General features: G+C 53.9%; 13 protein-coding genes. 5 read left to right on the forward strand and 8 right to left on the reverse strand.

Features of this window, described 5'->3' with window-relative positions:
* Window positions 1–327: 327 nt before the first annotated feature.
* The 3 genes from DKW72_RS09990 to DKW72_RS10000 all read right to left on the reverse strand — a co-directional run bounded on the left by DKW72_RS09990 (window position 328) and on the right by DKW72_RS10000 (window position 7,496).
* Window positions 328–1,548: a pectate lyase family protein gene (locus DKW72_RS09990; protein WP_111642212.1), complete on the reverse strand. Its 1,221-nt coding sequence runs from the start codon at window positions 1,546–1,548 to the stop codon at window positions 328–330.
* Between the two features lie 167 nt (window positions 1,549–1,715).
* Window positions 1,716–3,956, reverse strand: a complete 2,241-nt coding sequence (locus DKW72_RS09995; RefSeq protein ID WP_111642213.1) for a hypothetical protein — start codon at window positions 3,954–3,956, stop codon at window positions 1,716–1,718.
* A gap of 120 nt (window positions 3,957–4,076) precedes the next feature.
* Window positions 4,077–7,496: a TonB-dependent receptor gene (locus DKW72_RS10000; protein ID WP_111642214.1), complete on the reverse strand. Its 3,420-nt coding sequence runs from the start codon at window positions 7,494–7,496 to the stop codon at window positions 4,077–4,079.
* A gap of 593 nt (window positions 7,497–8,089) precedes the next feature.
* Between DKW72_RS10000 and pelA the strand changes: the two genes are divergently transcribed.
* From pelA to DKW72_RS10030, 5 genes are all read left to right on the forward strand, one after another.
* Window positions 8,090–9,280, forward strand: coding sequence for a pectate lyase (gene pelA / locus DKW72_RS10005; RefSeq protein ID WP_111642215.1), 1,191 nt, complete (start codon window positions 8,090–8,092; stop codon window positions 9,278–9,280).
* Complete coding sequence (locus tag DKW72_RS10010; protein WP_198411303.1) at window positions 9,264–10,439, forward strand: ABC transporter substrate-binding protein; 1,176 nt, start codon at window positions 9,264–9,266, stop codon at window positions 10,437–10,439. The genes pelA and DKW72_RS10010 overlap by 17 nt, the downstream gene beginning before the upstream one ends.
* 440 nt (window positions 10,440–10,879) lie before the next feature.
* Entirely contained in the window at window positions 10,880–13,411 is a 2,532-nt protein-coding gene (locus DKW72_RS10015) for a TonB-dependent receptor (RefSeq protein ID WP_111642216.1), read from the forward strand.
* 758 nt (window positions 13,412–14,169) lie between these two features.
* The gene (gene pckA / locus DKW72_RS10025) at window positions 14,170–15,858 is read left to right on the forward strand and encodes a phosphoenolpyruvate carboxykinase (ATP) (RefSeq protein WP_111642218.1); all 1,689 of its coding nucleotides are present in this window, start codon (window positions 14,170–14,172) and stop codon (window positions 15,856–15,858) included.
* A gap of 67 nt (window positions 15,859–15,925) precedes the next feature.
* Window positions 15,926–17,461 carry a glyceraldehyde-3-phosphate dehydrogenase gene (locus DKW72_RS10030; protein WP_111642219.1) on the forward strand — a complete coding sequence of 512 codons (1,536 nt, stop codon included), beginning with the start codon at window positions 15,926–15,928 and terminating at the stop codon, window positions 17,459–17,461.
* 103 nt (window positions 17,462–17,564) lie between these two features.
* On the opposite strand, the gene DKW72_RS10035 is transcribed toward DKW72_RS10030, so the two are convergent.
* The 5 genes from DKW72_RS10035 to DKW72_RS10055 form a co-directional block, all read right to left on the reverse strand.
* Complete coding sequence (locus DKW72_RS10035; RefSeq protein WP_332835790.1) at window positions 17,565–18,911, reverse strand: CitMHS family transporter; 1,347 nt, start codon at window positions 18,909–18,911, stop codon at window positions 17,565–17,567.
* 188 nt (window positions 18,912–19,099) lie between these two features.
* Window positions 19,100–20,500 carry a sensor histidine kinase gene (locus DKW72_RS10040; RefSeq protein ID WP_111642221.1) on the reverse strand — a complete coding sequence of 467 codons (1,401 nt, stop codon included), beginning with the start codon at window positions 20,498–20,500 and terminating at the stop codon, window positions 19,100–19,102.
* Between the two features lie 3 nt (window positions 20,501–20,503).
* A complete protein-coding gene (locus DKW72_RS10045) occupies window positions 20,504–21,172 on the reverse strand; it encodes a response regulator transcription factor (protein WP_111642222.1) in 669 nt (222 codons plus the stop codon).
* 211 nt (window positions 21,173–21,383) lie between these two features.
* Window positions 21,384–22,829 (reverse strand): ankyrin repeat domain-containing protein, encoded by a 1,446-nt coding sequence (locus tag DKW72_RS10050; protein WP_198411304.1) that lies wholly within the window; start codon window positions 22,827–22,829, stop codon window positions 21,384–21,386.
* Window positions 22,830–22,875: 46 nt separating this feature from the next.
* Window positions 22,876–25,011 carry a TonB-dependent siderophore receptor gene (locus tag DKW72_RS10055; protein ID WP_111642224.1) on the reverse strand — a complete coding sequence of 712 codons (2,136 nt, stop codon included), beginning with the start codon at window positions 25,009–25,011 and terminating at the stop codon, window positions 22,876–22,878.
* Window positions 25,012–25,286: the final 275 nt, after the last annotated feature.

A 25,286-nucleotide genomic window follows, 5' to 3' on the forward strand; every position in this document is an offset into this window, starting at 1 on the left:
TTCACAACACAGTCACTAGACTGTTTCTTAATAGGTGTCCTGAGCCATTTATTTCAAATTTTCATAAAAAGTTATTGCTTCCTATATTTCCGTTAAGCCCGTCACAAAGTACAACGGAAAAACCACAAAGACGATGAAAATGACGCACGTTTATCACAGAAAATGTATAGATTTTATTTAAATGCTTGGCTCTGAAAAATATAGCGTTTGGAAATTTAGCGGGGATTCGGGTGCCATATATCGATCACCGTTGATTGCCCCTTACTGTAAAAAGGAGCCCGCAGGCCCCTATTTATTTTTTCAGTAGCGCAAAGCGAAAGCGCCTGGCTAATCAGTGAGTGCCTGCCAATCCATACAATCATCAATGTTTCCCGGACCGGCGTTTTCTACCACGTATTCTGTAACCTCCTCGGCAGACATCAGAATGTCGGCGTAATCATAGTCCGGCGTATAGTCGATCAGGGACTCTTCATGTCGTCCTTCACAAGGCGGGAAATCGCCGGGACAGTTAACCGGAGCGTCGCTATTGATAAAGACATTGTCGTTCACATCCCAGTGCCCTAACCGCTCGCTGTAAAGGGACGCGATCGGCAGAACGGCGTTCTGAAATACTGACCCTTCGATCCGCGCCACGGCATGCTGACGAACGTTCACGCCACTACTGAAAATATCCTTGAAATAATTGTTAAAGACATGAAGTTCACCAGACCTGAAAAGCGGCGTCCTTGAATTCGCGGTTTCCCAGAAATTGTGATGGAAGGTAACTTTCCGGTGGTTGTCGTCTGAATCGGAAGAGCCCCAGAGACTGGTTTTCCAACTATTGTGCAGGTAGTTGTAAGACAGGGTAACGTTGCTGACATCAGCCCGCCCACTGACAAGTTCATCATAATAATCTTTGTGGCAATCCTCATTATCACCGCAGTTAGCGGATTCCGGTGCCACCATGCTGTTGTAGAACTCGTTGTGATCAATCCAGATATTTCTGACCGGTCCACTGCGACCATCGAGACTGATGATGTCCCCCGGCCCGTGACTCTGGGGAACGAGACGCATTGACAGGTTACGTATTTCGATATTCTCTACAGACGATCCCGACAGTGCACGGATTTCCACCGCGACACTTTCAAATCCGGGATTTTCTCCACGACCAATCAACGACAAGTCGGAACGCTGAATCCTGACATCCCGAACCCCGCCATTATTTTCAACCGTGATCAAGCCATCAATGTAGATGGTCAGCGGTTTATCGCTGTAGGGGGACTGGGTAGGATGAACAGCCGCCCGCAGCGTCTCACCGTCGCTGACACTGATAACGTAGTGCCCCTGGCCGGTATCACCACCGCCGGTAACACCACCGTCGGCAGTGGCGAAACCGTAGACGGTGTTGATCTTTTCGCAGTAGGCGACCCGGAGCGCCTCCGTATGTTGTTGATCCTCGTGTGCAGAGTCAGAGCCCGGGGAATTATCGTCGTCGCTCGAAGAACCGCCACAAGCAGAGAGTAAAGCAAAGCTTGTCAGCGTTAGTGCGAGTTTGGCTTTATCAAACATCTTTTCTTACCTTATTTAGGCGTAGAACCTACCGTCTTGACGGCGAGGTTGGTATTAGTCGCCATGTTATCGTGCAATAAAAAAGCCCTCACCATAGATGAGGGCTTTCGTTAAATCAGCAGGGCGGACGTTCGCCAGCCCTGCAACTTCTCTAACAACTACCTATATCACAGCTTTTCCCACTTGATGCTGGTGATATGGAGGGTAGCACCTGACTCAGAACGGAACTGGAAGAAACCGCCGTTCTCTTTGTAGGCGCGATAGCTATTGAACACAATCGTGCCGCCTTCAGGGTTCAGGTCGAAGAAACCACCGCTCGGATCATCGTTTCCGCCCACTGACGCACGAATGGTTCTGGAGTCGTGGTCGTGATAGGAGTTAGCCTGGCTGGTGGAATTGTTGTCACTCAAGACCATAAAGGTACCGCCGGACGCAGAGGAGTACTCGATGGTGATCCGGTACTCTGCTGAAACATCCAGTCGACCGCCAACGTCCAAGCCGTTCGTTGTTTGAGCTTCGGATTCAGCGAAGGTCGTGGTCATGCCTACAGCGAAACGGGCATCGTTCAGGACCAGGGCACCGTTTTCGACGACACCGCTACCACCCAGCCAGTCAACCAGGGGATCACTACCATCGGCGGTTGTTGCCAGATCCATTTCCCAGCTTGTCAGCAGCTCTTCGGTTTCTTGCTCTTCCTGATACTCGATCAGAATTTTGCTGAGGCCAATACCCAGGGTATTGCCTTCTTCGGCATTGCCACAGTTACCGGGGCAGCGGAAGCGCAGGAAGGACTTCTCGGTACCGACATGTTCGTCGATAGTACCAATCAGATTACCGTTCATGGTGATCTCACCCGGGACATTGATAATCAACTCGCCGGTTTCCAGATCAGCATGGTTTTCGTTCAACAGGATGTCGTTGGGCGCATGGATAGAATTACCAGTGTTGCTGGTGTTGTTATCCACGGCTATGTTGAACTGCGCATCCGGATTGGTGCTGAGATCGGTCAAGGAGGCAATCTCCATCACGATACGGTAAGGCTCGCTCAGATCCATACCACCGCTCAGGTCTTCAAGCGTATCGCTGTCAGAGGTATCGGCACCGTGACGGTTACCCATGGTCCAGTTGCTGTTACCAAAGCGGGCGACGCCATCTTGAAGAATGAAACGGCTTTTACCCATGGTGCCTGAGTAGAATGCGCGAGTCGTCTCATCCGGGAAGGCCAGGAAGTTGGTGCCTTCGTCGCCAAAGAAATCATCTTTCGATTGATCAAGATTGACGTCCAGCGGCAGGCCAAGGAAAGGCTGACCACGGAGCAGTTCGGGTGAGAAGAGATCGCCATTGGCCTCACACACAGGATAGCTAGAAGTGAGGTCATCCTGATATTCAATGATGAGGTCACTGAAGACCGCATAACCGCCTGAGCTCACACGCATCTGGAAGAAAGACTGCTCTGTGCCGACAACGGCAGCGGTACTTTCCAGAATGTCGCCAACCTGCTCGCCATTATTATCAACGAGGTAGGTGTCACCCGGAATGTTCACCACCATACGGTTACCCGGCTCAAGACTTTCAGCCGGAGTACGCAGCAGAAGCGAGTTCACACCGTGAATGGAACGGTCCTGGTTACCACCAGAGTTGTTATCCACATACAGTTCGAGGTTACCGCCTGTGCCAGCGCCGGCAGGACCGCTGTCGCGCAGACAGAAGGAGACGCGGTACGGCGAGCTCAGATCCAGTTCGCCCCAGCTGCTGTTCACGGGAGCATCTGTGGTATTGCTCTTGGCAAAGTTGAGGTCGTCGACCACATAACCAAAGTCAATGATATCCGGGCGCATCTGACCGATGGTGAAACGCGCGCTAGAAATGGCCATAAAACCATTACCGCCGGAATCTTTACCGACGTACTGGCGCTCATCGATATCCTCAATCAGGGTATCCCACATGCGCTCGCCGGTTTCCTCGTCAGTTTCCCACATGCAGCAGGTGGGGAAATAGAACGACGGGTAGGGATCGTCATACGCTGAGCCGTCCGGGAAAGTAGCCGTCTGTTCCAGCTCGGCAGAAAACAATGCCCGATAATCTGTGGAGAAGAACAACCCAACCTGGTTGCCCGCATCCGCCGGAACGTCAAAGGTTTCATGGAAGGGGAATGTGGGAGACTGGGTGTTCAGCTCAGTTTCCGGATCTTCCTCAATACAGCCGAACGGACCGCAATCGCCACCGTTGCCGTTGCCGTTGCCGTTGGTGCCACCGCCGTTGCCGTTGGTGCCGCCGCCGTTACCGTTGGTGCCACCGCCGTTGCCGTTGCCGTTAACCGGGTCTGGGTCACTGCTGCTACTGCTGCCGCAAGCGGCCAAAGTGCCGCCCAAAAGCAGGACAGCTAACAGTTTCAATTTACTGTTCATGGTGTCGATCTCCTACGTTTTTATTAAAGGATCTTTCATAAGGATTATTGAGATGTCGACGCTCAGTGCCCAGAGGACGTTGATGCGTCGCCAGCTCTCAACAATCTTCAAGCGCCCTACTTACCAGAAGCGAATATTCACGCCCGCCTGATAGGTACGGCCCAAGCTTTCGGAGAACTGAAGGACAGGCCCAGTGGACTGCTCAGTTCCGCGGTAATAGAAGACATCAACGTCCTCTGTAATGTTCATCACATCCAAATAGAAGCGAATGTTCGATGTCAGGTTATAGGTTGCTTTGAAATCCAGGCTAAAGATGTCATCGTGGAAAACATCCGCCCAGCGTTGGCAGTACTCTTGATAGACAGTGCCATCGCCAGCGCGTCCCTCGATTGCATCTTCACCGTCATAGCCGGCGTCATTGATGCGTGCCCAAGTCTCATCCCGATCGATATCGGCCTGCGAGCAGGTACCGATTTGGGTAAGAATCTTACTGCGATAGTTACCAATGAGTCGGGTTGACATAAAGTCATTTTCCCAGCCTAGGGTCAGGTTGACGGTCACATCAGACTGGTAGGGCATACGCGTCCGATCAGCTCGCACCGCTTCACCAGCATCGGCACTACTGTTGAGCAAGGTCAGGTTGGTGTTCAGGAACAGACCGTTGTCGAAGAATTCCGAATAGCTCAATTCGGCACCGTAAACATAGGCTTTGTCGCCATTGATTGATGTGCTCACATCGTGGAAGACGAAGTTTTCATCAATCTGAAATACGTTGCGCGAAAAGTCAGTGCTACCCTGCTCGCGGCGCTGTAATTCTTGCTCGCGCAAGTCTTCCAGGGATACGCCCGTCGAGTCAATCCGGTCCAACGCCTGCTGCACGTTCGCGGGCAAGTCGCCACGCTCAATACTGGCACCGCGAATATCCACAACGTAGTCAGAGATATCCTTGTAGAATACTGCGGCTTCCAGGAATCGTCCGCCGTCACCGTAGAAGCTGATCGAGGCATCGAAGTTGGTCGCCTCCATCGCGGTCAAATCCGTGTTGCCCAAACGCAGGCTATTGCCGCCAGGAGCCAACGAAAGATCCTGCGCTATTTGATAGTAGAAAGCATTGTCCGTTTCGGGGTTTGCGTTTTCAGTGATGCCCAAATCACCCACAAGGTTGTTACTACAACGATCGCGCTCGTTATCCGTACCCACATTGAGAGGCTCGTCACGACACAGCTGGACCTGGCTTGAGAAATTGGCGCGCGGCGCTGCCTGGCCAAAGCTCGGCCGGGTATAGCTCTGCCAGATGGCACCACGAATCAATATCTGATCCGTGAAATCCCAGCGCAAATGAGCCCCGGGGTAGACGCCGCTGTATGAGTTGGTAACGAAACGATCGCCGTCGGGGTCGGTCAGCGGCATAATGATATCCCGCGGGAAGCCCTCTTCGTTCTGGAAGCGGTTGTGCTGTAAAGTCAGATAACCCGTTGAACCCACATCTGTGTTGACGTACCGGGCACCGGTAATCAGGCTGGCGTTGTCGCCAATCTGGAACTCGGCCATCAGGTAAGCTTCTTGACTGTCTTCGAACAACGAATAGTCATCGGCGCGGCTCGCAGCACCGAGACGGTCGAGCCCCAAGTTGGTCGGAATAACGCGGGTCCGGGCGATCAGACGCTCGGCATCGTCCACGGTGATAAAGTCGTGATCAAAGCGCGGGTTGCGCGGTGTATAAGTGGTGAACTGCAAAATGGACGAATCCCAGTCATCACCATACTGATCGCGTAATTGCTGCTCATATTGGGGATCGGGAACGGCACCCTGTTGGGTGGAGCGGTTCCACAAACGGCACAGCAGTGCGTCCTGCTCACTGATGCCTTCGCCTGTGCAATAACGACCACCAAAGTCAGACGGGTTGATACTTACCGTTACCCGGTCACGGTCACGCTCGCGCTCTTTGAACAGCACACCGGCTTTGATGTAGCTAAGTGGCCCTTCGAAAAAGTCGCGCTGCAGATTCAACTCCATCTGGCTCAACTCATCTTCCCGTGACCCGCTGTTAAGGTACAGGTTGTCATAGGTCATGTGAGGTTGTACCCGCGAGCCGCCGATGTAGGGCACACTGCCCGACATGCCGCCGGTACCAGGGATACCACCATCGGGCCGGGGGGTACCCGCCTGGTCCGCGAGGAACGCCAGACCCTGAGCGGGAATCACCGCGGCATTAATATCTTCCATTCCCAACTGGCCAGCCATGGCCAGGCGACGATTACGGAAACGTACGCGCCGGTCGTCCGGAGTCACACGCTCACTGTTGGAATGGTGGAATTCAAAATCAAGTGTCCATCGGTCATCAAAGACCTGTTCACCACCAATGGTGAACGTCATATTGGTGTCTTTGTGTTCTTCTACGAAAACCTCGTGGTGCAAGTCGGCGTAACCCACCGCAAACAGGTTGTTGCGGTCGAACCCATAGGTGTCAATCCAGCTTTGGGTCGGCTCAAATTCGGTGTTGGTATAGGCCACATAGCGGGCATCACTGGCACCAAAATTGTAGGTTTCACGCGAGGTAAGCTCTTCATCATTGTGCTCGGTGCGCGACAGCCGGAAATAGTATTCACTGTTGAGTGTCGGGCGCCAACCCAAATCCAGTGTTGCTGCGCTTGTGGTGCGAACGCTTTCGTCCTGACGGATCTGGAAATTGTTGGGGGTCAGCATCCGGGGCACAGTCAGCCAGGGGTCCGCGCCCAACTCACTTTCACCCTGTAAGTTGTCGAAGTAATTATCCGCGTAGTCGCGCGAGCTGAATTCATTGCCTTGGTACTCAGCGCGGGTACCAATGCCGGGACGCGCCGGACGAATCCACTGCAGACCACTTTCGTTGGAAATCTGGTTCACCTCGGTGGCGCGCTCTTCATGAGACACCGATACCGCCAGGCCGATGGTCTCATCCGCAAACAGTTTGGTTCCAATCAAGGTCGCCTTTGGAGAAAACTCACCGCGCTGATCATGCATGGCACCCTGAATCGACAGTCGCAGGCTGTCCTCACCACGGGTGAAGGCTGTGACCGAGTTGACGTTGACCCGACCCGCAATGGAGTTGAGGTCCATATCGGGGGTCAGTGACTTGAACACTTCAATGGAGCCCATCAAATCGGCGGGGATGGTGTTCAGGCCCACGGCGCGACCGTCGCCACTGGCTGATGCCATTTCCGAGTTGTTCAGACTCACGCCGACAAACCCGGCACCCATGCCGCGGATATTGACAAACTCCCCTTGGCCATCGGATTTTTGCAGCGTCACGCCCGGCAGGCGCTGGAGCGCTTCCGCGACGTTCTGATCGGCAAAGTTACCCGCGTCATCCTGGGAAATAACAGAGCTGAAGATGTTTTTCTCACGCTCCATTTCACGAGCGTTCATTTCGGCGGCACGGACACCCTGGACCACAATCTCTTCAAGCAGAGCATCGTCCTGAGCGTGGGTGGCAGTGGACATCGCGCCTGACGCCGCAATGATTGCGATCGTCAACGGCAGTGCGCGTTTTTGGAACATTTAGGCATCTCCCTCAGGTTGTTATCTTGTTATCGATCCGTCGCCCGGCGTCTGTGTGCTCTTATGTTGGCTGGTTGATGGCCGGGGAAGACCGTTAGTTAATTACTAGTATCAGTAAAATAGTTGCACAGGTGGCGGGACAATTCAAGGGATTTTGTTGTACGCAATCACTGGGAAGGGCATTAAGCTGACCGGCGCCAGCACCACATTGGTGCACAATATAACCCGGACCCCAGGATTTTCAGACAAGCTCTCCGGTTTCAGTCATAAGATGGAAAAGCATTTTTCCCCCTTATATAGACGAGGATTTGCAATAAACGTCGACTATTTTGCCCTTTTTGGCGATTTTTGGTCAAAAAGGGGCAATTTCGACCTGCCGGAGTGACCGGCCACGAAAGTTTTTCCGTTCATTGAAAGTCCCTACCATAGACTTATATGTTCTAAAAAAATTGCGTAAATTTACGCTTGGCAAAGCAGGTTATGTACTGAACATCGTGCAATAGACCGGGTCTTAATTGACCGCTCTTGGGAGTTAGCCTAGAGTTATCGCCAAAATGACGACAATCAATCCGCAGTGACTGCCAGGATTCATCATGTTGAGAGACTTTCCAGCCTTTCGCGCAACTGCGGCAGGTTTTTTCGGTGTTGCCCTCCTGAGCGGCTGCACGATGAGTCAGCCCATCTATTCGGAAATCGCGCTGGACGATTTTGGGGATGCCATCAAACATTGGGAAGATCAGCAGAGAGATGACGAGGCCGGCCACTACGATGCCAACCAGATCATAGAGATTGCCGACAATATCCTGCTTTATCAGCGCGCCAATGGCGGCTGGCCCGTCAATCGCCACCCCACACGTAAGATCAACGAGGCCGAGCGGGCCCAGATTTTGGCCGAAAAGCCGTTTCTTGACGGCAGCTTTGACAACCGTAATACCTACCCGCAGGTGGAGTATCTGAGCTGGGTCTATTTACAAACCGGGGATATCCGTTATCGGCAGGGCGCGCTGGACGGTCTGCGCTTCACGCTCGAGGCTCAGTACGACAACGGCGGTTTCGCACATTCCCCCTACCGTACCGAGCAGAGTTATTACCAGCACATCACCTTCGCCGACGATATCATGCCCGGCGTGTTGGGCTTTTTGCGGGCGGTTGCCCTCGGCATGCACCCCTATGGCTATGTTCCGATGGCGCTGCGCGAGCAGGCCGCTGAGGCGGTTGCCAAAGGTAATGCCCTGATACTTGAGTTACAAGTTCGCCAAGGCGACCGCCCTACGGTCTGGGCCGGGCAGTATCACAAGGACACCCTGGAGCCGACCACGGGTCGACCCTACGAGGTGCCCGCGCTCGCCAGCTGGGAGAGTGTGGCCGTGGTCGAGTATCTTATGGGTATCGAAGACCCGCCCGGCCCTGTGATTGGCGCCATCGAAAGTGCCGTCGACTGGTTTGAGCGAGTCAGGTTTGACGGCATGGCGCTGGTGGAGGAGCCCTTGAGGGCGCCGGTTGAATACCGGTTTCACGTAGCAACCCACGATCGCGTGCTTGCGGAGAGCCCGGACGCCGGCCCGGTGTGGGCCCGCTTTTACGATCTGGATACCAACAAAGCAGTCTTTGCCAATCGTGATGGGTTCCGCGTTCCCAAACTGGCGGACGTTCACCTGGAACGACGTACAGGTTACGACTGGTACGGGCGGTGGCCTGAAAAATTGGTGAACGAGGATTATCCTCAGTGGCAGGAGCGCGTGTACAGTCCGCAAGGAGGCGCCGGCCATGTTGAGCGCTACTAAGCTAAAGCTCTTCGGCCTTTTAGCACTGATACTCCTTAGCGCAACACTTCTCATGCCGGGCTCCTCCAGTCTTACCCTGGTCATACCCGGCGCCTCCGTTTTGACGCCCTATCCAAGCCCTGCAACCTACTATCCCCGCCCTTACCAACGCACGATACGAGAAGCCGTTGCGGAGGGGAAGCTGACGATATACTCCACGACGGATAAAGAATGGGCTGCCGGCTTGCTTAGTAAGTTCCGCGAGTTGTATCCGGAAATCGCCATTGAGTATAACAACCTGGAATCCGCCAATCTCCACAGCCGATTTCTCGGTGAAGTCCATGCGGGAGAGTCCACCGCTGACTTTCTATGGAGCTCGGCCATGGATTTGCAGATAAAGCTCGTCAATGACGGCTATGCCCAAGCGTATGTTTCGCCCGAGAAGGGAAATCTTCCACCTTGGGCCGTCTGGAAGAATGAAGCCTGGGGGATAACGGCGGAACCCATTGTCTTTGTATACAACAAAGACCTTGTGCCCGAAGACGATATCCCGAAAACACACGGCGATTTCACCGAACTGCTCAAGAACAAGCCTGACTACTACAGTGGCAGAATTGCCGCCTATGATCCGGCCAGATCCAGCGCTGGATTTCTGTACCTGACACAAGATCTCGAGAACAACCGAGACACCTGGAGCCTGGTCGAAGCGCTCGGGTCGACCAAGCCAACGTTGTATACGTCATCAGTCCGGATGATCGAGGACGTCATAGCGGGGAGGAAACTGATTGGCTATAACGTCATCGGGTCATACGCGCTTGAAAAACAAACCACCAACCCGGCATTGGGCGTGATCGCCCCTGGCGACTACACGCTGATCATGTCGAGAATTGCTGTTATTCCCAAAGACGCCCCTCACCCAAACGCTGCAAAATTGTTTCTCGACCTTATGCTGTCGAAACAAGGTCAGGATTTACTGTCCAGGAATTTTCTCGGATCAATACGATCGGATGTTCTCTCTGCATCACCCGCAGCCGAAAACAACAATGCTGCACGAGCCATTCGAGTCGGCCCTGCGCTTATTGCCAACCTCGACCAAGTCAAACGCCGAAGCATACTGAAATCCTGGCATGATGCGCTTGAAGAAGCTGCGCTTGGGTCAGAGGCAACTGGCGCAGAATAATAAGATCCGAACCTCCCTCCACCGACGACAAGGTTACGCCTGTCCTTTAGTCCATCCATCCCAGATGGCGCCCTTTTGCGATCGTTTACTAAGTCCAATCTGTAACTCAACAGTCCTAGAATAGTGTTGGCTAGATGGCATGTTGCTCTGAAGTGGGTGACTACATACCGTGCGCGCCATTGCTGAAATGGTCGCAACCACCACAACCGATTAAGCCTGCTATCAAATATCTGAATACCAGATATGGAAAAAATCTGTTGTTCATCAGGGAACTGTACTCCTATCGTAATCCCGAGGGGGTATTGGGTGGTCCTCCTTTCTTGGGCATGAGAACTGACGGAAGTTGTAGTTTCTAGGTTTTTTATCCTGCCGAGAGTCAAAAAAAGATTATAGATCCATTAAATCATTGGCACACAATTCACATACATAATAGGTGCACCATGAGTAAATCAATGAAGAAAAACAGGCTCGCTGTTGTACTGGCCTCTGGGGCGGCCCTCGCGATGCCGGTGGTAGCGCAGGACGTAGCACAGGAAAAGGCCCAGCAAGCGACGCAGGGAATGGCAGCAAGTCGAAGAGTCATCGAAGAAGTACTGGTGACAGCGCAGCGAACCGAGGAGACTCTGCAGGATGCAGCCATACCCATCAATGCTGCGACTGGCGAGGAACTGAACCGCGTTGGCGTCGTTAACGCCACTACCCTCAACCGCATCGCACCGGCCTTGTACGTGACTGCAGGTGGTGGTGCCAATACCGGGTACTTCGTGCGCGGTGTCGGCAACTTTACCAACAACGGATATACCAGCCCTGCAATCGCATTTAACATCGACGGCGTTTACATTGGGCGCCCGTCTTCAACAGTTGCATCATTTCTCGATATTGAGCGAGTCGAAGTTCTGAAGGGCCCGCAGGGTACGCTCTATGGTCGAAATGCTACCGGTGGCGCCATCAACGTCATACCCGCCAAGCCCAAGCTGGGAGAGACTGGTGGTGAATTGACTGCCGGATATGGCAGCTATGACGCTGTCGACGCGTCAGGCTTCGTCAACCTGCCGCTCGGAGAAAGTGCTGCTTTCCGTTTCGCGGGTTCTCATACGCAGCATGACGGCTACTTTGATGATGGCACCTCGTCGGAAGAGGACCTCGCGCTGCGTGGTCAGGTTTACGTCGAGGTGGACGAAAATATCAATGTGCGCGTGTCGGCAGACTATTCGACGCAAAAAGGCACAGGAGCGGGTCTCAATGTCCATGGCACCTATAGGCTTACCCCTTTTTCACCCAACAATCCTGTTCCAAATTACACATTTATTGCTGCGCCGGACAATGTGACTGCAGACTACACCGGCTTGCATTCCCCGCAAACCTTGGAGTTTATCAGAAATAACGCCACTGCAGCGCCGCTGTTCTCGCCGCTCGAAGGCTATGCCTACCCCTTCCGGAACGATACCTATTGGGGAGTCAATGCTGAACTGAATTTCGCTCTCGGCTTTGCCGATCTGGTAGTGATTCCCGCCTACAGGGAATCCGAGTTGGACAATCAGTTCAACGGCCCGCCCTTCAAGGCTGCTATTAATCAGGATACCGCCAAGCAGGCAAGTATAGAAGCTCGCCTCTCAGGAACAATAGGTCAAGTGGACTGGCTTTTAGGTGGTTACTATTTCGACGAGAATGTGAAGGGCGTAAATGCCTACAACCAGTTTTCCACAGTTACGCATAACTCTTTCGACTCAAACACGGAATCGACCGCGATTTTTGGTCGGGCAACATGGCACCTTTCTGATCAGCTAAGAGTAGTCGGCGGTGTGCGCTATACAGACGAAAGCCGTTCCATCGATGCGGCCGCGACTGCGACAGCGGGTGTGTGTCTGGAGGATCCAGAGGGAAGACCGCCGAGCTGTGCTCACGTGCCTACCCTGCCTGCTGCTCTCACGCTTGAAGAGATGATTGCGGCCCTTGATCCGGCGTTGTTCCCGGCGAGATCGCCATTTGACGGCAACCCGATTACCGGCGCCTACCCGTATGGTCCTATCGGTTATTTCGAGCCGGAGCAGTCTGGGCCAGGAGCCATTCTTGCGGTAAGGCCGTTCACGATCAACGCATCCGGAGGCGACGAAGAAGTGACTTGGCGTGCAGCACTTGAATTTGACGCTACGCCGGATAACCTGCTTTACGCAAGTTATGAAACGGGCTTTCGGTCTGGTGGCTTCAATGTTACGTTCGGCCGCGAAGAGTACGAGCCTGAATTTATCGATGCCTTTACGATCGGGTCTAAAAACCGGTTCCTTGATAACAGGCTTGAGGTGAATGTCGAGTTGTTCCATTGGGAATATAACGGCCAGCAATTGGCGGCCCTCGGACTTGATGCGGAGGGCAACAACGCTTTCTTCAGCAGAAATGTGGGCGAATCAACGATTCAGGGTGTCGACGTTGACTTCCAGTTCGCCGCTGGGGAGTACACGTTATTTCGAGGAGCAATCCAATATTTGGATGCGACTTACGATAAGTTCCAATTCAATCAGATCGACCTGTCCGATGCTTCAGATCCGCCAAATTTTCTGACGCCGGTTACAGGTTGTAATACGACACAGGTTATGGAGCCAGTTCGGGAATTTATCGTTGATTGCTCGGGGCGCGAGGCTTTGTATTCGCCAACCTGGACAGTGAACTTGGGTGTTCAGCAGATTATTGAACTTGGCGATTACGAGCTGGCAGCCACACTGGACGGACGATATCGGGGCGATCGAGTCATTGGCTTTAATTATCTCCCCGGTGGCAACAGTGGAAGCGACCTCACCGCCGACGCGTCCCTGACTTTGTCGCCGGGCGATAGGGCCTGGTCGGTCACCGCTTATGTCAGAAACCTGACGGATGAAGCCGTGCCTGTGACCTATCAACTCGGTGCGGGCAATGTCACTTCATCGGCGTACCAACCGCCGAGAACCTATGGTGTGCGTGCAACGGTACGCTTTTAGCTCATGAACCGCGGCGGTGGGTTTTCATCCGCCGCCGCGAATAGGTTCCTTGTGACCATAAGACTTCGGCCGTATTGCAACTAGGAATCCTTTTTACGTAGCGCCTCGACTTACTGTACTTGCAGCTCCATCAATACCAGCTGCAACTTCCTACCTAATGGTGACCTTTGTATTGTTTTTGTAGATGCCTTCAATGGAAAGTATCAATTATTCTTGGCGATTGGCGTTGTGCATAATCATTCCCCTTCCCTTATGCCGACGGGTTCAGGCCTGCACGCCCTACCTTTGCGGGTCAAAAATTATCGGCGATAGCGTCGAGCCGTGACAGCTTGATGACAGAGGGATCTTGTTAGAGTGATAGTTATCAGGCAACCAGTCAGTCGCGGGCAATCGCATGGGGCGTGTCCGCCCTTGCTACGTGGCGCCTGTGTCGCCCCAGTACAATAAGAAATACCGGGAAGAGAAAAATAAGAGGACCGTCAGATGCAAGTTAGTTTCATAAAGAACATAAGAGCGGTGAGAGATCGAGAGTTATCGAAAAAGCACAAACTCAAGAACGAGAATGTGAAAATGATGGAGGAGGCCTACCTTCTGAAAAAGTGGCAAAGGTATCTCGAGGGACGACATCAGGGCGATTTACATTCATCCAAAGATACCCGGAAATAGATGTAGATCTATTGCCGCAGATTTTCACTCAGGCTGCCTGGCAGCTCGCCGGGCTTTGTCATTTATAGACCACGACCCAGGAACCAAAGTCCATGAATACCGACAGAATAAAGCACGACCTTGAGGCCTTAGGAATCACCAAGAGCGGGAAGATCCATTACAACCCCTCCTACAAGCTGTTGCGCGAAGCAGAACTCGACCCCGCGCTCGAAGGGTACGAGAAAGGCGTCCTCACCCGTCTTGGCGCCGTCAATGTTGATACCGGTATCTATACCGGCCGTTCGCCCAAAGACAAGTATATTGTTATGGATGACACCAGTCGCGATACGGTGTGGTGGAATTCGCCCAGCTCGCCCAACGACAACAAACCGCTTGATCCGAATGTCTGGAAGGAACTCAAAACACTGAGTACCGACCAGCTGTCGGACAAAGAACTGTACGTCGTCGATGCCTTCTGTGGCGCCAGCAAAAACAGTCGCCTGAGCGTGCGCTTCGTCATGGAAGTCGCTTGGCAGGCGCACTTTGTCAAAAACATGTTCATTCGCCCGACGGATCAGGAGCTTGAAAATTTCGAGCCGGACTTCGTGGTGCTGAACGCCGCCAAGGCCAGCAACCCGCACTGGCAGACCCACGGCATGAATTCAGAGACCTACGTTGCCTTTAACCTGACCGAAAAAATGCAGCTGATCGGAGGTACCTGGTACGGCGGCGAGATGAAAAAGGGGATGTTCTCCATGATGAACTACCTGCTGCCCCTGCAAGGTATTGCCTCCATGCACAGCTCCGCCAATGTCGGCGAACAGGGCGATGTTGCGGTCTTTTTTGGTCTCTCCGGGACCGGAAAAACCACGCTTTCAGCCGACCCCAAGCGCGCCCTGATCGGCGATGACGAGCACGGCTGGGACGATGAGGGCGTGTTTAATCTGGAAGGCGGTTGCTACGCCAAGACCATTGATCTGGACCCGGAGAAAGAGCCCGATATCTACCGGGCAATCAAAGCTGACGCGCTGTTGGAAAACGTGGTTGTGCGCGAGGACGGCAGCGTCGATTTCGCCGATGGCAGCAAGACCCAGAACACTCGGGTGTCTTACCCGATCGAGCATATTGACAATATCGTCAAGCCAATCTCAAGGGCAGGTCACGCGCAACGGATTATTTTCCTGACCGCCGATGCCTTTGGTGTATTGCCTCCGGTGGCCAAGTTGACCAACGCGCAGGCGCAGTACCATTTTTTATCTGGCTTCACCGCCAAAATCGCCGGCACCGAGCGCGGCGTCACGGAGCCGACACCGACGTTTTCGTCCTGCTTTGGTGCCGCCTTTTTAAGCCTGCACCCGACCCAGTACGCCGAGCAGTTGGTCAAGCGCATGGATGCCGCCGGCGCCAAGGCGTATCTGGTCAATACCGGCTGGAACGGCACGGGTAAGCGAATTTCCATTGCGGATACACGGGCGATTATTGATGCCATCCTGGATGGTAGCCTCGACGATATTGAGGCGACTAACCTGCCCTACTTTAACCTGTCCATTCCCACGGCGCTTGGTGGCGTCAATGACGGTATCCTTGATCCCCGTGACACCTACAGTGATCCCAGCGCGTGGGACCGAAAAGCACAGGATCTGGCCCAGCGGTTCATTACCAACTTTGCCAAATTTACGGATACGCCGCACGGACAAAGCCTGGTAGACGCCGGCCCACAGCTTGAAGATAGCAACATTGCCGGGCACGGCTACTCCGATATGTCTGCCAGTTATCTGGCCCGCAAGTGCTACCGGATATGAGTGGCCGTAGCGTCTGCTGCGGCTCAGCTTCGACGACTGATGATTGTCCAATTTAAGGAACCCCAACATGTCTTCGCCTTACGCGGGCCACCATGCAGAGCAGTATCAGAAAAGTTGGCAGGAGCGAGTGGAGTACGCCGAAAGTATGCAGCCGCTGGTCGGCCGCCTCTACCGCAACAAGGGTGTGGAAATTCTTGTTTACGGCCGCTCCCTCGTCAATGCCACAACCATCGATATCGTGAAAGCCCATAAAACGGTTGAACGCTATGAACAGCAAAAACTGCGGTTGCGGGAAAGTTTTCCCGTACTGGAAATTGTGAGCCGTTTGAATCTGGCACCCGGCCGGGTCGACATTGGCAAACTGGCCTATGCGTTTCTGTACAAAAACGCGGCGCCTCAGCGCTCCCTACAAGATTACATTGAACGTGAGTTGCGAGCGATTCTGGATCAAGCAGACGAAATTCCGGCTACGGATGTGGTGCTGTACGGGTTTGGTCGTATTGGCCGCCTGGTGGCGCGCTTGATGCTGGAAAGCTCCGGTCCGCGCAGCAAGTTGCGCCTGCGTGCCATCGTGGTGCGCGGGGGCAAAGCCGGTGATCTGGAGAAACGCGCGAGCTTACTTCGTCGCGACTCTATTCACGGACCGTTCAATGGCAACATTACCATTGATCATGAGAACCACGGCATCAAGGCCAACGGGACTTTCATCAAAGTCATCTATGCCCAATCACCGGAAGACGTCGATTACACAGCGCACGGAATCCACGATGCACTGATCATCGACAACACCGGTATCTGGAAAGATGACAAAGCCTTGAGTATTCACTTCCGCGCCCCTGGCACCGCCAAGGTATTGCTGACCGCACCCGCCAAAGGCGAGGTGAAAAACATCGTCTTTGGCGTCAATCAGCAGATGATCCATGCCGAAGACAAGTTTGTCTCCGCCGCCAGCTGTACCACCAATGCCATCACGCCGGTACTTAAAGCGATCAACGATGAGTTCGGTATTCTGAATGGCCACGTGGAGACTGTACACGCCTACACCAACGACCAACACTTGATCGACAACTACCACTCTGCCGATCGCCGCGGCCGCGCGGCGCCCTTGAATATGGTGCTCACGTCCACAGGCGCCGCCAGCGCCGTCGCCAAGGCGTTACCCGAGCTGAAAGGCAAGCTGACGGGCAATGCGATCCGTGTGCCCACACCCAACGTGTCCATGGCCCTGCTCTCTTTGAACCTGAACAAGTCAGTAGACCGCGAGCGCCTGAACAGTCATTTGCAATGGGCTGCGCTGTTTTCAGACCTGCAGGATCAGATTGACTACACCAGCTCAACCGAAGTCGTTTCAAGCGACCTGGTTGGCTCGCGCTGCGCGGGGGTCGTCGATTCACAGGCAACCATCGTCGAGGGTGACCGCTGCGTAATCTACATCTGGTATGACAACGAGTTTGGCTACAGTACGCAGGTGGTTCGGGTCATGAATGAAATGGCCGGTATTCATTATCCCACACTCCCCGCCCTGGGCCCGAAGGGATCTTCGACCGGCTCAAGGAATGATGCCGTCGATGCGCCGCAACAGCCTTCCGAGATCACCTCCTAAGGAAGATCTTTTCGTAACATTGAGAAAGCCCCGGATCATTGAGATTCGGGGCTTTTTTTGTGCCTGCTCAGGGAGGCGCTCTGCGGTTGGCCTAGAGATCCACCTATGGAATAAGACCAATGGGTATGGCGAACGCCATGAGTATCAACGAGAAGATCCACATCCAGATGAATGAGTACCTCAGGTGTTTGCCTATCTCAAGGCCGGCGAGCCCCAGACCGAGCCAAAGCGCCGGTGAGAATGGGCTCAAGAATGTACCGATAACGTTGCCGATGATCAGCGCATAAATGGTGCTGGTTGTGGGCACATCGTGAGTGGCGACGATCTGCTCAACAATGGGCAGCAGCGCGAAGTAATAGGCATCCGTACTCAGGAGAAGATCCAGGGGCAAGCCGAATACGCCGATGATCAAATGAAGATGAGGGATAACGGAATCGGGCAGTATTAACACCATATCCTCGGCAATTGAACGCAACATGCCGGTACCGTTGAGTATCCCCAGAAGGCTGCCGGCAGACAGGATGATGGCGCCCATCAGGAGCGCGTTGGGCGCGTGGGCTTTGATCCGCTCCATCTGCATGGTGACCGACGGGTAATTGAGGAGCAGGACCACCCCAAGACCGAGCATGAAAATGTAGGCTGACGGCAAGATGCCGGTGACCAGACTGGTCAGCACCGCCAAAAACACAACGAAATTGAGCCACAGTAGTTTGGGCCTGACAAGCTCAGCGTCTTCTGGTGCGGTATCAACAGCGGGCTCATAGGGACTGTCGTCCTCTACAGGCATACCGCCACCCTTGGCAATCCGACGTTTTTCACGAATGCCAAACAGCCCGGCGAAAACGACCAGCAAAACAGCCCCCACGGCCTGCACGGGAATGAGCGGTTGCCAAACGTCAATGGGGTCCATCTCGAACACCGCCGCGGCTCTGCCGACAGGGCCCGCCCACGGCATCAGGTTGAGGATACCCGCCCCGGTAGCGAGGAGCATCATCATTAGATAGGGATTCATTCCCAAGCGTTTGTAGAGCGGAAGCAACGCCGGAATAGTGAGCAAGAAAGTCGTCGCTCCCGCGCCGTCCAGATGTGCAAGCATGCCCACGATGGCGGTGCCAATCGCGACTGAAATGACATTGCCGCCCGATATCTTGACCAGGAAGCGAACCAGGGGATTAAACAATCCGGCGTCTTGCAATACACCAAAAAAGATAATCGCGAAAATGAACATGGTGGCGACTTGCACCACCGACCCGAGACCGGTCGTGAAGAATGCGCCGATCTCATCGAACCCGAAGCCGGCAAGCACCGCCCCGCAGAAAGGAATCAGCGTGAGGCCCACAATAGGCGTTACTTTTCTGAGGACCAACAGAAGTACTATCGTCAGTACTGTCAGCAGGCCTATAAGCGTCAACATTGAAACCACCCCTGAAACGACTATTTCCGGATTTATCGCTTTTTCGTCTCGGAATGGCTGCTTAGAGCCTGAATCTTATGGTCCTTGGTTGGATAATCACGGAAATTAAGTATTTATTAAAGCCGAGACAGCTTGATTCATTGTATTCAATGAACCTGTCAGAACGCTGTCGCCACGCGGGGCTTCTGGAAGACAGATGATAGTGGGGTGATATTGTCGCGAAACTACGCCAATGGCTGCGAAGTGGGAAAGATGACTTCGACTCTAAGTCCATGACTGCTCGCACGGGGGTCGAGCAATCGGACCTTGACACCCAGCCTTTCTGCGGTTTCTTTCACGATAGCGAGGCCAAGGCCGCTGCCCTGGCGAGGGTGGTCCCGATCCAGGCGGTAGAATCGGCTGAATACGGCTTGCCGGTAGGCCGGATCGATCCCGGGGCCGTCGTCTTCAATGACCACGATAACGCCCGAATCAGCCGACGTGAGCTTGATACTGACGTGGCCACCGCGCTGGTTATACCGAATGGCATTGTCGATAATGTTGGTCAGAAGTTCGGAAGCCAGGGTCTGCTCAGTGACAACGGTCAGGCTGGCGTCAGGCGCTTCAAAATGTAAATCGATGTCGGCGCGCACCGCGACCGGCGCAATCTCTTCAGCGACAAGCCGCGCCAACTGGACAATATTGGTGTGCTCCATGCGAATAGCGGTGCCTTTGCTTGCTTCGTCCGCTCGCGCCAAGGCGAGCAACTGGGTCAGCAGACGCTGGAGGTGTGCGGTAGCCGCCTGTATATCCTCAAGTGACTGTTTCGCCGGTTGGTCGTTAATGTATTCCGGTTTTATCAGTGACAAGTGTGTTTTCAGAATGGACAGGGGCGTTCGCATCTGGTGAGCGGCGTCAGCCGTAAAGCGACGCATCGTCTCGATAGCCCGCTCAACACGGCTCAATAGACTGTTAAACCCGGTGATCAGTTCGTGAAGTTCACTGGGAACCTGATCCAGGGCTATAGGCGTCAAGTCTCTGGACGACCGGCGCTCGATATTCTGCCTGAGAATGTTCAGGGGTTGGAGGCCCCATCTGACAGCGAGGGGAAGCAACAGCACAATAAGTCCGATAAGAAGTACTTCCAGAAATACAAGCCCCACAATCATGCGCTGCCTGAGTGCTTCGCGAGTGTCCAGGGTTTCCGCTACCTGGATGACCACGGGGGGTTGGATAAGAGAGACTCTTTCCCGGGTCGATGCAATGCGAACAGGAAAGCCACGAAAATTGGCATACTTGAAAGTTACCTCGCCATCCCTATCGGACAACGATTCAGCTTTTGGTAAATCGTAACCTGAAACCAGCTCCTGGCCTTCTCTGACACTGTAATAAACATTGTTGCGCAGATCGGTCTCGAGCATACCGAGCGCCCAGGGAGGGAGATCAAAGGTAATCTGTTCGTCTTCGATGGCGACGGTTTCAGCAATAATTCTTGCAGACGCGCCGAGTACCCTGTCATTCACCCCTTCGACTATTCGGTCAATCACCAGGATACCGCCCGCGCCCAGAATGAGCGCCAAGGCAGCGGTCGGTACAATCAGTACAAGCAGTAGACGGCGTGTGAGACCCAGGTAACTGTGATACACCTTTTACTCTTCTTCCAATAGATAACCCAGACCGCGCAGGGTACGAATACGGGGCCCATCCGGCGCCAGTTTTTTCCTGAGCCTGGCGATATACAGTTGAATAGCGTTAGGGCTGACACTGTCGTTGAAATTGAAAACCTCGGCTGTCAGCCTGTCATTGGATACCACTTTACCGGCGTTCACAATCAGACGCTCCAGCACCAGCCATTCGCGGTGACGGAGCTCGATCAACCGGTCGTTTACGTGGACAGTCCCATGGGAGCGATCGAACACAAGGTTTCCGATTTTAAGGGAGGGTGTCGGGTCTCCTTGTGGACGCCTGAGAAGCGCGCGCAGGCGAGCGGCGAGCTCTCCTGTTTCAAATGGCTTCAACAGATAATCGTCGGCACCTCTATCCAACCCCTGAATCCGGTCTTCTATCGCGTCCCTGGCCGTTAAAATCAGTATTGGTGTCGCATTTCCGCTGGCCCGCAACCGGTCAAGTACCTTGAAGCCAGAGATATCAGGAAGGCCGATGTCGATGATGATGATGGCGTAGGGCTGGTCACTGGCCATCGTGAGACCCATTTTTCCGTCGAAGGCCGGATCAATGGCAAACCCGTGTCCGGAGAGGGATGCAACTATCCCCCGGGAGAGTGAAACGTCGTCTTCAATCAAAAGCACCCGAGCCATATAGCATGCCTTTTCAATACATGACTAGACTAAGACGTTTGCTTTGAAAGGTCAATGAAGTCACTAATGGTAATAAAAACAATGGCTTGGTAACGAATTTATCGATGAGGTTGACCCGACTACCAAGCCCTCTGCAATCATGCGCGCCCCACCTGGCAACAGAGGAAGCCAGGTGGGACACTGAGTTACGGCGATAGACGGCGACCCGTATTTACATCAGGCCCAGTAACCGATTCTTCATAAAGTGCTCATTGGTCTTCAGGAGATCACTGGCGGTTTTTCCATCAGGATTTCTAACAGACGTGTCCGCACCCGACTCGATCAGAAACTCCATAGCGCCCGAGTTATAGGTCCTGGCCGCATAGATCATCAGCGGCGTCATGCCGTCAGCATTGGTCGCGTTGACGTCAGCGCCCGCTTCTACAAGAAGCCGCAGAATCTCGACCGACTGGTCGGCGCCCGCTGCAATTGTCAGTGCTGTGGAACCGTCCGAAAGACCCTCGGTAGGCTTAAGACCGTACTCATTCATCAACAGCTTGATCATTTTGGGGCCGCCTTTGTAGACATGCCCATTGCCCAGGGCATTCATCAAGGCATTGACACCATTGTCGTTGACCGCGTGCACGTCAGCACCCGCATCGGCAAGCAGCCGGATGATCGCCGGGCCGTGGAGCTGGGCGAGACCGGCCTGAATGAAAGCGGTAGTGCCATTGTTGTCAGTGGCGTTGACATCCTGGTCCATTTCCAAAAGTCTGGCGGCCACTTCGGCGCTATTTCGTCCTGAGCGGATAAGCGCCGTGGCACCATTGTTGTCTGTACCGTCAACGCTGAGCCCCTGCTCCAGAAGCCAGTCCAGAACCTTCACATTCGGATTGTTGACCGCAGCCAGCATGGCGGCATTCTGCCCGTCCCTGCCGACCTTGTTGATATCGCTGTGTTTCGCCAGGTGCGTAACAACGTCGAATGAGGGATTGCGCCAGGCCGCATTCAAAAATGCATCCCACCCCTGATTATCAATATCGTCATAGGCGAGCCCGAGCGAGTGAAAAAACTCGAACACGTGAACATAGCGCGAGCGCATCGCGGCTTCATGCATCGCGGTACGGCCGTTTCTGTCTTTAAGGTTAATATCGACGCCCGCCTTGATCAGCTCTCTGAAAACCTCAAGGTCTGGCTGTAGACGAACCGCATGGGCAAACGAGTTGCGCTTGACAATATCCAGATGGTTCACATCCACACCCGGCTGGGCGAGAACCTGACGAACGGCCTCGGCCGTGCCTCCCTTGGACACCCAAAATATCGCCGGGCGGTCTTCAAGCTGAGGGACATTCATCTTGGCGCCCTTCTCAATCAGGAACTCCCAGACATCTTCACCGGCCATGGCATTCCCTGCCCTTACGATGATTGATGAGCCCGAGCGGTTGGTTTCGTTGATGTCGAAGCCTGCATCAAGCTGTTCCTGAATCATCTCAATGGTCACCGGTTCAAACCAATGATCCTGCTTGATCAGATCGTTATCTGTTGATGAACCAAAAGCGGAAGCCGACACGGCGGCTGCGGCCGCGACAATTAACGCGCTGATTTTTCGGCGTGTCGGAAAGCACATCGACAATACACTTTTCTTGTTTCGCGAAGAAACGTTATGTTCTATTTTCATCATTGACTCCATCGTCTCAATAGCTGATTAGAAAATCTGCGGTGCTTTATTGAATGGTGTAACGCAACTCCAGAAATGCCGTTCGTGGCTTACCGACGTAGTGCCCCGTGCGCTCACGGAAGCCGGCTGTGGCGTACTCTTCGTCGAGGAGATTGTCCATTCTCAGCATCGCACGCCAGGGGCCCGTTTCGTAGATGACAGAAGCGTCGAAGATTGTGTAGGACTGCACGACCTGGTCATCGACACTGATTCGTTCGTCGACAAAGTCACCGCCAAGCGCAACGGCCCAACCAGACTGACCAAACTGGTAGCGTGTCCAGAAACCCAGGGTATGTTCCGGTGCGTTGGCAAAACGATCGCCGATGTTGTCGCCCAGCGATCGGGCATCTTCTGTGAACCCTTCGGTGATGCGAATTCGGTTGTAGGCATAGTTGACGGTGGCTACCCAGTCCGGCGTGATATCGACAGCAAGATCCAGTTCCAGACCTCGGCTGGTGACTTCACCCGCCGGCAGTAAATTGTCAAAGCCATCATCCAGTACATCGCCGCGCGGATCGTCCTGAAGGACGTTGTCGCGTCTGATCTGGTAGATAGCGGCGGAAGATTGAATGCGGCCGCCCATCAAGGCGGTTTTCAGCCCCATTTCAACCATATCGCCTTGACTGGGATCGAACGGGCCACCCCGTTGAGGAATTTGGGAGCCCGGGTCCTGGGGTTCAAAGCTGGTCGCGTACTGCGCATACAGACTCACATCGTCCCGCGCACGGTAGACACCGCCAAGCCGATAGCTGACCTGGCTATCCGAATACTTTTCGCCGTTAACATCATCTTCAAAACTGTCGTAGCGCAGACCACCGACCATAACCACTGGCCCAACAGTCACCTCATCCAGGACGTAGAAGCCTTGTCTTTCCATAGAGAACTCATTGGGTACAACCGGCGCTGAATCGTAGGTGCTCGTGGGGACCTGTCCATAAACCGGGTTGAAAAGGCTCAAGGGGGGCGGAAGGCCTTCCGTCGGGGAGTTCTCACCGGTCAGCCGACTGGCGAAGCGGTTTTCGTCTCCGGTAAAGTAGTCCATGCCAACCAGCACGCGGTTTCTTATGTTGGAATCAAGATCCATATCCCAAACCGCATTTGCGCCGAACGACACGTTTTCCTGGTTTCGCTCCTGCTCTCGCCACTGACGCCTGACACTGTCAACCTGACCATCCCCGGTGGAGTCAAAGAGTCTGTTCATCTCATGGTAATTTTGGGCTTCATCGGCATCGTTATAGCGCAGCGTCGCATCCAGGGTTAGGCCCTCGATGGGCCGCGAGTCAATGCTGAACTGTGCCACTTCAGAGCGCATTTTCAGAAAATCTGTTGGCTCGTTATGGTTCCAACGGACACTGGTGATAAAGTTGCCTTCGTCATCCACGGGCACCCCGCGCAGTCGAGCGCCGTGGCGAATCATGTCATAGTGGGTGTACTGAAGGGTCGCGGTGGTGTGGTGATTGAGGGAATAGGACAGACCAAGATCCACAACCTCGGTTTCCTGGGAAGCATGGTGCCGAAGCAACCCTTTGTCTTCATAGAAAACCCCGGCCCGGCCAGAGAAACTGTCGCTCAGTGGACCGGATACTTCCGCCATCGCGCCGCGGCGATCTTCATCCCCGACAACAGCTCGCAAGGTGCCCTGGAGTGTATCCGTCGGTTTCTTGGTAACATAGTTGAACAGGCCGCCGGGAGCGCCTGGACCGTAAAGCATCCCAGCCGGGCCTTTCAAAAACTCAACGCGCTGAATATTGAACAGTTGGGGAACCGCAAAGCCCGCATTCGGATCACCGCGCAGGCCATCGTAGTAAATTTCTTCTTGCCTGAAGCCTCGGGCCGATACACCCGCGAAGCTGTAGAAGGAAACGCCGGAAATGTTTCGGTACAGATCGCCGGCATCACGAGCGCCCTGGTCTTCGATCAACTCGACCGTCAGAGCACTGACTGTTTGGCTGGATTCGAGCGGCTCTGTAGGCAGCTTGCCCACGTTACTGCTTTGAACGCGGTAGAGCTTGGCTGCCCGGCCGGTGATAAGAACTTCCTCGATGAATTCGGCCTGTTCCTGTGCTTGTAGTGGCGCGCTCTGGATAGCCATTGCGGCCACCATGGAGGACATTACGCTCAGCTTGAAGTTGTGCTTGCTCATTTTTCACCCCGTATATTGTTATACTAAATCGGTGCAGGCGCCATGTGGCAAGGGCTTACACGCCTCAGGCAAGTGTTGGAGCCACCCTTTTGTAGCCTGACTATTGATCACTCTAACAACATTGTTCTGTCACCGAGCTGTCACGGCCAGTTTTGTTTCCATTATTTTTGGCTGGCGATAGAGGTCGTGGATAACGGAGAAAACGGGAGAGAACGACGTAAGGAGAGGTTGAGTATCTATTTAAACGACTGATTTATATGCATTTTATTCGCATC

Source organism: Marinimicrobium alkaliphilum (assembly GCF_003259155.1).
Classification (GTDB): Bacteria; Pseudomonadota; Gammaproteobacteria; order Pseudomonadales; family Cellvibrionaceae; genus Marinimicrobium_A; species Marinimicrobium_A alkaliphilum.